19 protein-coding genes and 2 tRNA genes are annotated in these 13,379 nt (G+C 64.4%); 10 read left to right on the top strand and 11 right to left on the bottom strand.

Annotated features, from left to right (window positions below; genetic code table 11):
* Positions 1–266: 266 nt before the first annotated feature.
* Positions 267–983 (top strand): outer membrane protein, encoded by a 717-nt coding sequence (locus tag QJT82_RS29240; protein WP_028342645.1) that lies wholly within the window; start codon positions 267–269, stop codon positions 981–983.
* A 306-nt stretch (positions 984–1,289) separates the two neighbouring features.
* On the top strand, positions 1,290–1,529 hold the full coding sequence (locus tag QJT82_RS29235; protein ID WP_028342644.1) for a DUF6719 family protein: 240 nt from the start codon (positions 1,290–1,292) through the stop codon (positions 1,527–1,529).
* Between the two features lie 66 nt (positions 1,530–1,595).
* Here the strand turns inward: QJT82_RS29235 and QJT82_RS29230 are convergent, their stop codons facing one another.
* Positions 1,596–1,847 carry a hypothetical protein gene (locus QJT82_RS29230; protein WP_028342643.1) on the bottom strand — a complete coding sequence of 84 codons (252 nt, stop codon included), beginning with the start codon at positions 1,845–1,847 and terminating at the stop codon, positions 1,596–1,598.
* A gap of 493 nt (positions 1,848–2,340) precedes the next feature.
* Between QJT82_RS29230 and QJT82_RS29225 the strand changes: the two genes are divergently transcribed.
* The 3 genes from QJT82_RS29225 to QJT82_RS29215 all read left to right on the top strand — a co-directional run bounded on the left by QJT82_RS29225 (position 2,341) and on the right by QJT82_RS29215 (position 4,816).
* Positions 2,341–2,709, top strand: a complete 369-nt coding sequence (locus QJT82_RS29225; protein WP_028342642.1) for a hypothetical protein — start codon at positions 2,341–2,343, stop codon at positions 2,707–2,709.
* Positions 2,706–3,554 carry an alpha/beta hydrolase gene (locus QJT82_RS29220; RefSeq protein ID WP_028342641.1) on the top strand — a complete coding sequence of 283 codons (849 nt, stop codon included), beginning with the start codon at positions 2,706–2,708 and terminating at the stop codon, positions 3,552–3,554. The genes QJT82_RS29225 and QJT82_RS29220 overlap by 4 nt, the downstream gene beginning before the upstream one ends.
* Positions 3,555–3,655: 101 nt before the next feature.
* A complete protein-coding gene (locus tag QJT82_RS29215; protein ID WP_028342640.1) occupies positions 3,656–4,816 on the top strand; it encodes a DUF2652 domain-containing protein in 1,161 nt (386 codons plus the stop codon).
* A 42-nt stretch (positions 4,817–4,858) separates the two neighbouring features.
* Here QJT82_RS29215 and QJT82_RS29210 read toward each other — a convergent pair whose 3' ends face one another.
* From QJT82_RS29210 to QJT82_RS29170, 9 genes are all read right to left on the bottom strand, one after another.
* Complete coding sequence (locus tag QJT82_RS29210) at positions 4,859–5,401, bottom strand: hypothetical protein (RefSeq protein ID WP_028342639.1); 543 nt, start codon at positions 5,399–5,401, stop codon at positions 4,859–4,861.
* A gap of 134 nt (positions 5,402–5,535) precedes the next feature.
* Entirely contained in the window at positions 5,536–5,754 is a 219-nt protein-coding gene (locus QJT82_RS29205; RefSeq protein WP_028342638.1) for a hypothetical protein, read from the bottom strand.
* Positions 5,755–5,892: 138 nt separating this feature from the next.
* Entirely contained in the window at positions 5,893–6,078 is a 186-nt protein-coding gene (locus QJT82_RS29200; RefSeq protein WP_028342637.1) for a hypothetical protein, read from the bottom strand.
* 55 nt (positions 6,079–6,133) lie between these two features.
* The gene (locus tag QJT82_RS29195; protein WP_028342636.1) at positions 6,134–6,322 is read right to left on the bottom strand and encodes a hypothetical protein; all 189 of its coding nucleotides are present in this window, start codon (positions 6,320–6,322) and stop codon (positions 6,134–6,136) included.
* 231 nt (positions 6,323–6,553) lie between these two features.
* Positions 6,554–6,787 carry a hypothetical protein gene (locus QJT82_RS29190; RefSeq protein ID WP_028342635.1) on the bottom strand — a complete coding sequence of 78 codons (234 nt, stop codon included), beginning with the start codon at positions 6,785–6,787 and terminating at the stop codon, positions 6,554–6,556.
* A gap of 14 nt (positions 6,788–6,801) precedes the next feature.
* Complete coding sequence (locus QJT82_RS29185; RefSeq protein ID WP_028342634.1) at positions 6,802–7,059, bottom strand: hypothetical protein; 258 nt, start codon at positions 7,057–7,059, stop codon at positions 6,802–6,804.
* Positions 7,060–7,244: 185 nt separating this feature from the next.
* Positions 7,245–7,631: a hypothetical protein gene (locus tag QJT82_RS29180; protein ID WP_028342633.1), complete on the bottom strand. Its 387-nt coding sequence runs from the start codon at positions 7,629–7,631 to the stop codon at positions 7,245–7,247.
* A gap of 6 nt (positions 7,632–7,637) precedes the next feature.
* Positions 7,638–7,712 (bottom strand) — tRNA-Thr (locus QJT82_RS29175).
* 204 nt (positions 7,713–7,916) lie between these two features.
* On the bottom strand, positions 7,917–8,357 hold the full coding sequence (locus tag QJT82_RS29170; protein ID WP_028342632.1) for a hypothetical protein: 441 nt from the start codon (positions 8,355–8,357) through the stop codon (positions 7,917–7,919).
* A 197-nt stretch (positions 8,358–8,554) separates the two neighbouring features.
* On the opposite strand from QJT82_RS29170, the gene QJT82_RS29165 reads away from it, so the two are divergent.
* The 3 genes from QJT82_RS29165 (at position 8,555) to QJT82_RS29155 (ending at position 10,489) form a co-directional block, all read left to right on the top strand.
* Positions 8,555–9,286: an urease accessory protein gene (locus tag QJT82_RS29165; RefSeq protein ID WP_028342631.1), complete on the top strand. Its 732-nt coding sequence runs from the start codon at positions 8,555–8,557 to the stop codon at positions 9,284–9,286.
* A gap of 220 nt (positions 9,287–9,506) precedes the next feature.
* Positions 9,507–9,980 (top strand): hypothetical protein, encoded by a 474-nt coding sequence (locus tag QJT82_RS29160; protein ID WP_028342630.1) that lies wholly within the window; start codon positions 9,507–9,509, stop codon positions 9,978–9,980.
* 95 nt (positions 9,981–10,075) lie between these two features.
* Positions 10,076–10,489, top strand: coding sequence for a hypothetical protein (locus QJT82_RS29155; RefSeq protein WP_028342629.1), 414 nt, complete (start codon positions 10,076–10,078; stop codon positions 10,487–10,489).
* Between the two features lie 59 nt (positions 10,490–10,548).
* Here QJT82_RS29155 and rlmB read toward each other — a convergent pair whose 3' ends face one another.
* Positions 10,549–11,373, bottom strand: coding sequence for a 23S rRNA (guanosine(2251)-2'-O)-methyltransferase RlmB (gene rlmB / locus QJT82_RS29150; protein ID WP_028342628.1), 825 nt, complete (start codon positions 11,371–11,373; stop codon positions 10,549–10,551).
* Positions 11,374–11,681: 308 nt separating this feature from the next.
* Between rlmB and QJT82_RS29145 the strand changes: the two genes are divergently transcribed.
* Together QJT82_RS29145 and QJT82_RS29140 are read left to right on the top strand one after the other, a co-directional pair.
* Positions 11,682–11,767 (top strand) — tRNA-Tyr (locus tag QJT82_RS29145).
* A gap of 303 nt (positions 11,768–12,070) precedes the next feature.
* Positions 12,071–13,306: a glycosyltransferase family 87 protein gene (locus QJT82_RS29140; RefSeq protein WP_028342627.1), complete on the top strand. Its 1,236-nt coding sequence runs from the start codon at positions 12,071–12,073 to the stop codon at positions 13,304–13,306.
* Positions 13,307–13,379 lie beyond the last annotated feature (73 nt).

Genomic DNA, 13,379 nt, shown 5'->3' with positions numbered 1-13,379 from the left:
CTTGTCGCAAGCCTGATCGAAACGTTAGCGAACTCCGATCACTTTTCGGGGAGCGTTGAACTTCAACTTAGCCGTCTGCGACTTACATGGAGCCGAGATGCGGTTGCTTAACCGGTGAAAAATCTCGCTGTGCCAAGGAACAAACGGGCGTTGTTGCGACCCTGTCACAGCTCGGAAACATCACGGGTCCGGCATTGCCCCAAAGCAACCTAATTGAGGTCACGTTGTTTGGCTTAACAGCGCAGCGTTAGTAACGGGGACCAGAAATGAAGAAGTTTTTGTTCGGCACGGTCGCGCTGGCCGCTCTCGCGAGCCCGGCGTTTGCGGCTGACATGCCGGCCCGCACCTATACCAAGGCGCCGCCGCCCTATACCGCCCCCGCAGTCGTCTACAACTGGACCGGTTTCTATATCGGCGGCCATGTCGGCGGCGCGTTCACCGACGGCAACAACCTGATGGGCAGCGACGCGCGCTTCATGGGTGGCGTGCAGGGCGGCTTCGACTATCAGTTCGCCCCGAACTGGGTGATGGGCGCCGAGGCGCAGTATTCCTGGCTGCCCAGCTCCTCGAACAATGGCGTGCTGCTCCCGGGCGGAACGCTGGTCACCGGCAACACCGACCAGATCGGTTCGGTGACCGGCCGCCTCGGCTACACCTGGGGTCCGGCGCTGCTCTACGCCAAGGGCGGTTATGCCTGGCGCGACAACAACAACATCACCGCGTCGGTCGGCGGCGTGCCGGCGTCCTTCACCACCGATGGCGGCCACAAGGACGGCTATACGGTCGGCGCGGGCCTCGAATACATGTTCGCCCCGAACTGGTCGGCGAAGGCCGAATACCAGTACTACAATTTCGGCAAGACCAACTTCACCAGCGGCCCGGCCGACCTCGTCGGCACGAGCTTCCGGAACGACGAACATACCGTCAAGCTCGGGGTCAACTACCGCTTCGGTTGGGGCGGCCCGGTCGGCTCCCGCTACTGATCGCATTGTCGTTAATCGAGATCGAAAGGCCGGCCTTCGGGTCGGCCTTTTTTGTTGGCCAGCCGCTCGCCCCGGAATGACGACGCATGCGGTGCACCTGTAGCCCGGATGGAGCGCAGCGTAATCCGGGGCAGCCGATCCGACGAACGAAGTCCCCGGATTTCGCTCCGCTCCATCCGGGCTACGACCCCACATTCACCTGATGTTCAGGCCTGATCGTGCAATGCAAAAAATAATTCCTGCATTGCACGGAACTTTCATCGTGCTGCGCTATTATGCGATCGCCGGGCTGGTGGACAAACGAACATGCGTAGTTTTGCGTTAGGGCTGATCCTCTCTGCGGTCTCCGTGCCGTGCCTTGCCCAGACTATCCTCAAATCCGAACCCCTGGCGCTCGCGCCTTATGAGGTCGTGTTCGTGCAGGACGCGTCCTGCTCGGCTGGCAAGGTGCTCAAGGTGACCGGCGCGATCCGGGGTCTGCATCGGCGGAAGATTTGCGTTTCGCTCGCCGCCGAACAGGCCTCGCTGGCGACGGCAATGCCGTAGGCGCGGGGCGACCGCACCCAGTTCATCCCCGGTCCGCCGCTGCGCGCCGGCCAGCCTAACGTCTGGTTAGTTCAACCGCGGCTCCAGTCGCGCTTCGCGATCGGCATCGGCCTTGTTCTTGGCCGGATCCTCGTTCGGGTCGAGCTGACACGGCCGGATTTCGTAGTCGTTATCCAGCACCGGGCGGGGCGCGGACTTCTCCTCCTCGGAGACGGCATCCACCACCAAGCCTGATTTCCTGGCCAGCGTCCAGACATCCGCCTCGGTCGGGTAGGCCTTGCTCAGCTTGGCGTCCTGATAAAACAGCGCGTACGGCATTCGTCGTTCCCCAAACAACCGACAACGCCAGCACCCGTTTTGGGTTTCAGGCAATGTCGCCGTTCCGGTCACGGAACCGTGAGCGAGCATCCGCGGCAAGCATCTGAAAATATGAGTCATTTCGGCCCTTTCCCGGAGGGGCCCTGAGTCCTTAACGGGTGGTAAATCCCCGAAAAAAGAATCCCCGGGACTCTCCGGGTAGAATCGCCGGATGCTCCGGTCCATGAGAGCGATCCACCAGCCTCCTTACGAATGCGTGCAGCTCGCCCTTGCGGTTGCGCTGCTCGCGGCCTGCGCCGCGAACGTGGCGCTGGTCTGGTCCTGGCTCTAGATTTCCCGGCTCTCGCCAAAATCTGGATGTGGCGGCCACGCGAAATCGCCGGGGCCGCGCGGCGCCGCTGGCGATTGACGGCACCTGCATTCCTTCCATCATTGCCGGCAGAACAAGCGCCCGCTGCGCCCCGTGCGGACGGGCCGCGATCGGGGAGCTGATATGATCGAAACGCTGAAGGAGCGGGTCAACGGCGATGCCGGCCTGGTGCGGCGCGGCCGCTACCTCACCACGACATTCCTGCTTGAGATCGGCGCGGCCGCCTGGCTGATCGCGATCCATGAGGGCCGGATCGTCGCGGTGACGAAGGGCCCGTTCGTGATGCCCTCGTCGTCGTTCGCGCTGCGCACCTCGCAGGCGGAGTGGGACCGGTTCTGCGAAAAGCGGCCGCCGCCGGGCTCGAACGACCTGATGGCGCTGATCAAGCGCCGCGTGCTGAAAGCCGAGGGCGAGCTGCAGGTCTTCATGGCGAACCTGCGCTACTTCAAGGAGGCGCTCGGCAAGCTGCGCCGCGAGGGAGTGGCCGCATGAGCACAAAATTCGAACCGATCGTCGGCCGCTACATGCATCTGGAGCTGTTCGGCCGGGCCCACCGCGTCTATGTCGAGGAGGCGGGCGAGGGTACGCCGCTGCTCTGCCTGCACACCGCGGGCGCCGACGGGCGGCAATATCGCGGCCTGATGAACGATGCGCGCGTGACGCGCAACCACCGCGTCATCGCCTTCGACATGCCCTGGCACGGCAAGTCGTCGCCGCCGCAGGGCTGGCACGACGAGGAGTACCAGCTCACCTCCGCGCAATACACGACCATGATCCTGGCGGTGATGGACGCGCTCGACCTCGACAGGCCGATCGTGATCGGCTGCTCGATCGGCGGCCGGATCGCGCTGCATCTCGCGCTCGAGCATCCCGAACGTTTCCGCGCCATCATCGGCCTGCAGGCCGGCGCGCATGTCGATCCCTATTACGACCTGAATTTCCTGCACCGGCCGGACGTGCATGGCGGCGAGGTCGCCGCCGCCATCGTCTCGGGCCTCGTCGGCCCCGACGCCACCGACAAGGAGCGGTGGGAGACGCTGTGGCACTACATGCAAGGCGGGCCCGGCGTGTTCAAGGGCGACCTCTATTTCTACAAGGTCGACGGCGACATCCGCGCCCGCGTCGCCGAGATCGACACGAGACGTTGCCCGCTGTTTCTGCTGTCGGGCGAGTACGACTATTCCTGTACGCCGGAAGAGACGCTGGCGGTCGCGAACAGCATTGCCGGAGCCGAGGTCACCATCATGAAAGGCCTCGGCCATTTCCCGATGAGCGAGAATCCGAGTGAGTTTCTCAAGCACCTGCTGCCGGTGCTGGAGAAGATCGGCGGCCGCTAGCGCACGCCTGGGGTTGCTTTGGTCCTCGACCTCGGGCGGCGCGGTATGACAGACTGCGCATCCGCACGATTGGGCGTGAACCGGTTGCGCAGGAGGTCCCCATGCTTCCGAAGGCTGAAGCGGCCTATTTCGCGATTGCCGACATCTCCGGCTATACGAATTTCCTTGCGGCGGTCGAGCTCGACCATGCGCAGGACATCATCGCCGATTTCATGGATACGGTGGTGAAAGCGCTGCGCCCGCCATTCCGCCTCGCCAAGTTCGAAGGCGACGCCGCGTTCGTCTACACTACCGCCGAAGCAATCGACGGCTCGCTGCTGCAGGACGCGATCGAGGGCGCCTATTTCAAATTCCGGCGGCGCCTGCGCAACGTGCGCCAGGCCTCGACTTGCGAGTGTCAGGCCTGCATCGCGATGGGCGATCTCGATTTCAAGTTCGTTATCCATCATGGCGAGATGGTGAAGCAGAAGATGGGCGGGAGAGAGGAGCTTGCCGGGCGCGACGTCATTCTGGTCCACCGGCTGCTCAAGAACACGATTGGTGAGAAGATCGGCGGGCGCGCATATGCGCTCTACAGCGACGCGGCCATCCGCGCGATGGGCGTCGATCCGCTCGCGCAGGGTCTCATCGCGCATCGCGAAACCATCGACGTCATCGGCGACGTGACGCTGTGGGTGCGCGATCTTGAAGCGGCGTGGCGGCAGGAAGACGCGCAAACCCGGATGCAGGTGACGCGTGACGATGCCTACGCCATGCTGGAATTCGACATCGCCGCGCCGCGGCAGACGGTGTGGGAGTTTTTCACCGTGCCCGGGCAATGGCAGAAATGGTGGGACGCCGACGCCATCGTCGAGGATTCCGGCAAGGGACGACGCGGTCTCGGCACCAGGAACCACTGTATGCACGGCAACCATACCGTCGTTGAGGAGATGCTCGATTGGCGGCCGACCGATTATTTTACGGTGGGCATCACGCTTCCAATTCCCGGCGCGCCGCGGATCGTGATGACTCGCGCCGTTCTGGACGGTCCAAACGGAATGACGCATCTGGAGCTGCGGGTCGCCAAGCCTAAGCCAAAGGATCGAGAATTCGTCGATGGCGCCGCAGCCAAGTACACCGAACGCATGACCAAGGCGATCGCCGGCTTGCGATCCATGCTGGAGGGGAAGCAGCCTGCCCTCGACGCAGTGGAAGAGCCGACGCTGACGCGATCGGGCGGACGCTTCCTGACCGAACCGGTGAAATCGGGGGAGCGCGGCTGAAGCCCAACGGACCCGGACCGATCCGGCGAAAAGGGGGCCCGTTTACTTGCCCGAGCGCGGCAGCTCGTTGATCGCGGCGCGGACCTTGGCCATGGTCGTGGTGCAGTATTCCTCGCGCTCCTTCAGGAAGCGCTGCTGCTGGGCGCGGAAATTGGCAACCCGCTCCCGCACCTCGGATCCGAAGTCGCCGGTGATGTCGAGCCTGGCAAATTGCGGCGGCTGCGCCGGTTGAGGCGGGACTTCGACGACCGTCACCGCCAAAGGCGACGGAGCGGGGGGCAGGCCCTCGAGCACGGTCGGCACCGGAAGCGGAGGCGGCACGACCGCAGCCCGCACCTCGGCCGCAGGCTTGACGCTGAACGTGGCGATCGCCTCGGCCAAGGCCTGTTCAGCGGCGGTTGGCAACGCGGCGACGGGTGCAGGTGTAGCAACAGGTGGTGGCGCGGCGGTCGGCTTTGCGGCAGGCGGCCCCGCCGTCTGCGGGGCAGGCGCCGGCGGCTCGGCGTCGGGCAGCTTGCCCTTCACCGACTGTACGAAGGCCATTGTCTGAGCGATCAGGAGATCGCGTTCCTTCATCCACTTCATGGCGCACCTTGAGCGCGCGGATTCCAGCAAAGCAACCGCGCGGAATCAAGCGCTCGCCATCATGATGGTTGACGAAGACGCCTGTTTGGTAGGCGCGGTGACATAATTGTGACAGGCCGCGCGGTCGTGGACGGTCAGCGCTGACGGGGATTGGTGTTCGGCACGAACGGGGTACCGACGATTCGGACCGGGGGCTGACCGCCCGCCGCCGCTTGATTCGCGGCCGGCCGAGGCGCGGGGTTCGCCGGCGCGGGTGCCGGATCGAGCAGGGCGACCAAGCCGGCCGCGGCCACGCTGAGCAGCGTGAACGTGCCCAGAAGCAGCAGATTGCGGTCGGATTCGCGGACCCTCATGCGAGGAAAATCGCGTGAGCGGGCATAACGTTCCGAACAAATCCTCAGGGCGTTGTCGAGCGGACTTGGCCTCACCTTAAGAACGAGCATCAGGAGAGGACGAGCCGGTGAGCCCTCCGGAACGGGGGTGGGTTCAGCCTAATGGGCCGCTACCGCAGCGGGTACCTGTACCTGCTCGATGCTGCGGGCCTCGATCAGGTCGGCGTAGCGACCATATTCCTCGGCCATTTCCAGCAGCTTCTCGCGCACCGCGGCGTCGGTCACCTGCCGGGCCAGCCGTCGCGCCTGATCGGATTGGAAGCGGTAATGTGCTGTGTCGGACATGGTGGCGGCTCCTCACATATCTGTAAGGGCCACCCGGCAAAGGTTCATCAAGGCGTCATTGCAGCGTCGGTGGGCGATCCGCCGGCGGGGCCGCCGCGGCGGGCCCCGTCTTGTCCTCGCGGACCTCGACTTCGAACCAGCCCATCTCCTTCAGCTCGCGTGCCTTCTTCTCGGCCGCGTCTTCGCTGTCGCGCTTCAGCACGATTTGGCTGGTGCCATCTCGGGCAAGGATCAAATAGGTCATTGGCAGAGTCCCACCCCACATTCTGCATACCCCGTTTGGGGCCGCAAGAACAGAAGCAAGGCGAGGGATGGGTGATCCTACGGGAAGGATCCCACGATTCCTGCCAGGGAGGTGTCGCGGCGGCTTTCCGAACCGGCCCCAGCGGCGCAGCGCCGGTTCGGAAGGGGCGAACTGCCTCAGCGCTTCACCACCACATCGATGTGGCGGTTTCTGTCGTCCCGCCGATGTGCCTTAGCGTTGGGTGCAGACGAAGCGAGTGCCGTTCTTCGTCGTGCCGGTGGCCCGGCTGCCCTTCTTCGCGACAGGATAGTTGTTGCCGTTCGAGAAGCCGGTGAGATGGATGTAGGCGCTATCGCCGCCATCATACGACCCCGAGATCAGACCCGGGGCGGAGCAGGTCCAGCCTGCTGCGCTTGCCGGGATGCAGCCGATGGCAAGGAAGGCGAGGGCGAGTGCGATTTTCATGTCACCCTCAAGGCTCATCGATAGCCCGCGCTGAAATTATGGTCGCGAATGCCGATCGCCTTGGCCTGTGCTGCGGACACCCGATCCCGACACTGGATGTACCTCAGCACCTGCGCGTCGGTGCCCGCGGAGTGAGCGCGCCACATATCGAGAGTAAAGCCGTTCTTGGCCATGCAGGCCTGGGAGTGAGAGCTGTCATTGCGCTCCCTGGCGCTCGCCGGAGCGACGGCCAACGTGGACAAGACAATCGCGGTGCAGAAAACAATCTTCATTTTGAAATTCCCAAAGATGAAAGTGCGGGAACAATAGCCAGCGGGAACAAAATCACAAGTAGTCGTCGCGTGGGTGCTCAACGTTCTCGCTAGGGCTTCATGCAAGACATTGCGAAGCGCAGAGGTCGTTGCATTGGCTAGCGCTGAGCGCGACCTCCGATGCGGCACTCCCGACAACCGGAATACTACGGCTCGCTCTGTACATTGTGGGCAATCAAGCGAAGCGCTTTGATTGAATCGCGACGACGTGTTCGAATCGCAGCCGGGAACGACGCGCGGCGCAAAGCCGCGCATATCTGGATGGAGGACGCGATGCCCAGGCACTTCGGTTTGAAGGCAGCATCGGCCGCAGGACGGTCGGCGTTCACGGGATCATCGAGGGATTTGCAGCAGCGGACTGCTTCGGCGTCGGCATCGAAGAAGCATGCTCCGGACAGCTCCGCAGCATCGAAGCACGCTTCCCCATGCTCGGAACTGCCGTATTCGCCTGCGAGCTGGCGGGGTAGCCGCGGCCGGCGGTCGATCTCGGCAGACTGAAGCTGGGTCGCGGCGGCCGGATGGCGGAAATCCAAGCCAATTGGTGCCGGCTGAGGGGATTGAACCCCCGACCTTCAGTTTACAAAACTGCTGCTCTACCGCTGAGCTAAGCCGGCGAATTGGGAATGATTTGCGCGCTCGCATAGCAGACTTGGCGCGCCAGAGCCAGAACCAAGGCCAGAACCGCCGAGGCTAGGACCCCAAGCAGAGCCCGAAGGCCGGAACGTGTGCGGCCCGGATTCCATCACTCGGCGCGCATCGGCCCGGCAGCAAAAAGGCGGCCCGCAGGCCGCCTTTTGCGCCGTCGGCCTTTAGCTGAGCTACTGGCAGGGATGCCTGCGGCCGTCGCTGCCGCGGAACCAGGTGCCGGGGGTGCAGACAAAGCCGTTCTGCCGGGCATATTCGGCGCCGCCGATCGGGGCGCGGGCATAGTCGGGGCCGCCGAACGGGGCGGTGGCGACCGCAGCCGCGGTGCCGACCGCGCCGCCGACGACGCCACCGGCCACGCGGGCCGCGGCGTCGACAGGCGCGAACGGGCCGGGGTCATAGCGGTTGTAGCTGCTCTGCCAGTCGCGGTCCCGCCGATCGATGCGCTGGTGATAGGCGGTGCGGGTGGTGCCTGGTGCCATCGCCTGGCATCGGGCGTCCGGCCAGGCATTCGAGCAGCGCGCGGGGGTGCCGATCGTCTGTTGCGCCATCGCCGGGCTCGCCAGCGCCGAGGCGAGCAGGGCTGCTGCGCCGAGGATTTTGAAGTGTGTCATGCAAGGCCTCCTCTCGTCGTGGTGGACGGCTAATTTCTCTGTGCAGCGCTCGTTCCGCCGCGGCCTTGCCCTGCGTTCAAACCAGTGTGAAGTTCCGCAGGCCCGTGCGCATGATGCGTTCCGGAGCATGCTGCCTTTGACGAGAATTGCGTGTAGAGCGGTGAACGAACTGGTGTCGGTGCCGACGCGGGGGATTGATGTTCGGAATCTTGAGTCTTGGCTTTCTGCTCGGCATGCAGCATGCGCTGGAGCCGGATCATATCGCGGCGGTATCGAGCATCGCGGCCCGCCGCACCCATGTCGGTGACATCGTCAAGCACGGGCTGACCTGGGGACTTGGCCACACGCTCACTTTGTTCATCTTTGCCGGCGCCGCGATCCTGCTCGGGCGCGCGATCCCGGACACGGTCGCACAGCCGATCGAGACCGCGGTCGGCATCATGCTGGTCGGGCTCGGCGCGCATGTGTGGTGGCGGCTGTGGCGCGACCGCGTGCACTTCCACACCCATTCGCATGGCGACGGCATCACGCACTTCCACGCCCACAGCCATGCGGGTGAAGCCGTGGCGGCCACGTCCACCGTGGCGCCTGCGTCGACCGTGCCGCACGTCCGCGCCGCGCACAGCCATGCGCACGGCTTCCGCTGGCGCACGCTCCTGGTCGGCCTGATGCACGGCATGGCCGGCTCGGCGGCGCTGTTGGTGCTGACGGTGTCGCAGGCCCCAAGTCCGGTGATCGGGCTCGGCTATGTCGCGCTGTTCGGCATCGGCTCGATGATCGGCATGGGCGTGCTGTCCAGCGTGATCGCGGTGCCGCTCGCAGCCTCGGCGCGCTGGCTGACCTGGGCCAATCGCGGCCTGCAAATGGCGGTCGGCGCGGTCACGATCGCGATCGGCGTCCACTCGATCGTCGAGAACGCCTTCACCTGACGGGTAGGCGGCTCCTTGTTCGAGCGTGAAGACCGCTTCGCACTTTTCCGGATCATGCTCCCGGGGCGCCCGTTAACGATTTCTGATTCCGCACGGCCGCATTGACCGGATGCCGATGCTTACGCGTTAGGCTTACCGGCAGTTTGGCCGGCGTCCTTAACCCTTCCGCCAAGCCGTTGGATTAGGTTGCGGGTAGAACAATTCGGGACGCTGGGTGAACATGCGCGCAAGTCTTGCGCTGGCGATATTGGCTGCGATGACCTCGACGGCGCTGGCCGGCGGCGGCTTCGACATTGTCGTGCCGGTGCGGCCCGGCGTGCCGATCATCATTAACGGCGTCGACGCCTCCTACGCCGTGATCGAAAGCGCGATGGGGCTCGCGCGCAACGAGTCGATGGTGCCGACCGTCTATGGCGGCCGCCCGATCGATCCCCAGCCGAATGTCGGCCACTATTATCCGAGCCTCGGCCGCATGCCGGGTTACGGCCGCCTCGAGATCGAGCCGCCGGCCAACCGCCGCCTGCCCAAGCCGGCCGAGAGCTATCATCAATCGTGGGGTGCGGAATCGGCTCCGTTGCCGGCACAGTCCAACGTGCCGGTCGATCCGCCGCCGGTGATCTACGCGCCGGAGTTCAACGGGCCGCGGCCGCTGCCGCGCCCGTTCCCGCGGCCACCGCGACCCCGAGGATTCTGAAATCGACTGCCCGAAATCAAGAGCCCCGCGAAACGGGGGTCCTGAATAGCCATCAAGAGCTACGCGACGAACAGAGAGACCTACAGGAGAGAGTAATGCGTCAAATGATCAAAGGACTGATTGCGGCGGTGGCCGTCATGCTGACCGCGCCCGCAATGGCGTGCGGTTTCAACCCTTGCGGCTATTCCGCGCCCGTCGTCAATTACGGCTGCGGTGGTTGCGGGGGCTACGGCTACGGTTACGGCGCCGTCGAACGTCTGCCCGACCCGGATGCCGCTTATCCCAGCGCGGCGCAGCAGTACTATTACGTCAACCAGGGACCGACCTACACCGGTCCGGGAAATTGGGCGCCGCGTCCGTACTACCGCGAAGGCTACGGCCGCCCGTATTACGGCTATCGCCGCTATGGCTACCGTCACTACGGTTACCGCCACCACTACGGCTATCGTTCGCACCACGGCTATCGCTACGGCCGCTACGGCCATCAGGTGCTGCGCCGCTATTACTGACCCGGCGATCGATCGAAGACTCAGCGCCCGTTCGCGTCACGCGAGCGGGCGTTTGTCGTTCACATCAGCCCGAGCCGGCTGGCGCCGATATAGAGCGCGAGCACACAGGCGTTCGACACGTTGAGGCTCTTGATCTCGCCGGGCATGTCGAGGCGGGCGACGAGGCGGCAGGTCTCGCGCGTCAATTGCCGCAAGCCCTTGCCTTCGGCGCCGAGCACCAGCGCGAGCGGCGCTTGCAGCGCGGCCTTGCCGAGATCCTCGGTGCCCTCGCTGTCGAGGCCAACGGTCTGGAAGCCGCGCTCGTTCAACTCGTTCAGCGCGCGCGCCAGGTTCTGCACGGTGACAACAGGCACGAGCTCAAGCGCGCCGGAGGCGGACTTCGCCAGCACGCCGGTCGCCTCCGGGCTGTGACGGGCGGTGGTGACGATCGCCTTCACCGCGAACGCCGCGGCCGAGCGCAGGATGGCGCCGACATTGTGCGGATCGGTGATCTGGTCGAGCACCAGCACGATGCCCTCCAGCGCCAGCGTGTCGATGCCGGGCGAGGGCAGGGGATCGGCCTCCGCCAGGAGGCCCTGATGCACCGCATCGGGGGTGAGGCGCCGGTCGATCTCGCCGGGCCGGACGATCTCGGGGGCGACGCGGGTCGCGATGTTTTCGTCGGCGAGGCGCTTGGCCGCGTTCTCGGTGAGGTAAAGCTTGCGGATATGGCGGTCGGGGTTGGCAAGCGCGGCCGACACCGTGTGCCAGCCGTACAGAATCACCGGCCCGTCGGAACCGGATTCGCGTTCCCGCCGAGCCGGCGGGCGGCCGAATTTCGGCCCTTTTTTGAAGGGTTTACCGCCCTTGCCTCGGAAATTGGGTTTGCGGTCGCGATCGCTCATGTGAGGCTTGTGTCACGGCTCCCGAATATTGGCAATTTTACACAGCGTTTTCGAGCGAAGTGGGGTCCGGTTCGCGTGAGGAAAACGCGACAAAACAAGAATCTAGCTGCAAGACTCGCTACTTTGGAACAGAGATCGCCCGAGCCTGCAAAAGTATCCCAAATAGACGGCTGGCTTGGTTGACTTTGGGGACCGCCTTCCCCCATAAACGCGCCCGACCGCGCACCCGCTTCGGGTCGGCCGGTTATCAGCGTCATTTCGATGACCGGTCCGCCGCCACTCGCGCGGCCGGTCTGATGCTGTTGGACGGGGGAGTGTCCCGAGTGGCAAAGGGAGCTGACTGTAAATCAGCCGCCTCATGGCTTCGCAGGTTCGAGTCCTGCCTCCCCCACCACGCTTCGCCCTGACGGGCTACGCGTGGCGCAGCCACGCAGGGGCCCGTCAGGGCGAAGCGTGTCCGGCGTAGCTTGAGCGCCAGCGAAAGCGTAGACGGACTGACATCCGCGACCCACGGCTCGGCGGGCCCGGAAAACTCCATCGTAGCGACGTGAGCGAAGCAAGGCCACAGCCCGCTTTCGACGCCTGCGTCTTCACCCTATCTGCGCAAACATCTCCAGCCGCCGCCGGCGTTCCGTTGCTCGGCCCGCGAGTGCAATGGTAGATTGCGCCATTTCATGATTGAGCCGTTTCAGACGACATGAAGAAGATTTTGCACTGGGACGTTTCTGCAGGAGATGACCCGGCGCTGATGGTTGCCTGCGTCATCTTGCTTGGCGTCTCGATCCTGGTTTCGATACCGGCATTTTTCGGTGGTGGCGGCCAGGCCGGAATTGATTTTTCATGTTTCTGGGGCGCGGGCGCGATGGCGCTCGAAGGCCATGCGGCGGCGGCCTACGATTGGGAGCAGCTGCATCAGCAACTTGTTCTCCGGGTGCAATCCCTCAATCAGGCTCCGTATCCTTACGATCAGGTGCCGGTTCCGTTCTTTTATCCGCCGGTGTTTTTCCTGGTTCTGGCGCCGCTGGCGCTGCTGCCGTTTCCGGTTGCGTTCTGGGTCTGGAGCGCGGCAAAGCTGTCTTGCTGGCTGCTTGTCGCTCATGCCATCCGGCCACGCTTCGGCGCGCTGCTGCTGGCACTCGTTGCTCCGCCTGTATTCTATGACTTCATTTCCGGCCAAAGCGCACTGCTCGCCGCATCGTTGCTCGGCGGCATCCTGCTGACATTGGACAGGCGTCCGCTTCTCAGCGGAATCCTGATCGCGCTGCTGATCTTCAAACCTCAATATGGCGTTCTGCTTCCCTTCGTGCTGATCGCCACCGGGCGTTGGCGCGTCGTCATCACCGCCGCCCTGGTGATTCCGGTGCTGCTGCTGCTTGCCGGACTGATCTTCGGTTGGGATACCTTTGATGGATTCCGCGCGGCCGCCACCTTCGCCACGACGCAATTCCACCTCAGTGGCGCGCTGCCATGGTACAAACTGCAGAGTATCTATGGGCTCTTGAGAGACGCCGGCCTTGGCTACGGTTTGGCGATGGCGGTCCACGTCGCCATCGCATCGGTGGTTGCGATCGGGGTGCTGATCCTGTGGCGCGGCCATGTCAGCTTCGCCGTAAAGGCCGCAAGCCTGCTGGCGGCAACGCCGCTGATTTCTCCTTACTTCGCGATCTACGATATGCCGATCCTGGTGGTCGCGCTGCTCTTTCTCATGAACGCCACCCCGGGCCGCCTCGCGTCGCGTTCGGGTCGAAGCGCCTTCCGGATCGCGGTCAGCGTCATCTTCGTATTGGGATACGCTTTCCCGTTCGTGCGCACGCCTCTCGGCCCGATGATGTGCGCAACCGTGATCGCGCTGATCTGGACGAGATACCGGCAAGAGGCCGGCGAGACAGCTACAGGCGAGCAGTTGCGAAAATCTGCGACCGTCGGAGGCTAAAGCGGGATGGGTTTAGGTTGAATCGATTTGGGATTCCCAAATCAGTGTGTTTCTGATTCACCATGCTGGCTGG

Source organism: Bradyrhizobium sp. Mp19 (assembly GCF_029952935.1).
Lineage (GTDB): Bacteria > Pseudomonadota > Alphaproteobacteria > Rhizobiales > Xanthobacteraceae > Bradyrhizobium > Bradyrhizobium elkanii.
This window is presented reverse-complemented; position numbering and strand designations above follow the sequence as displayed.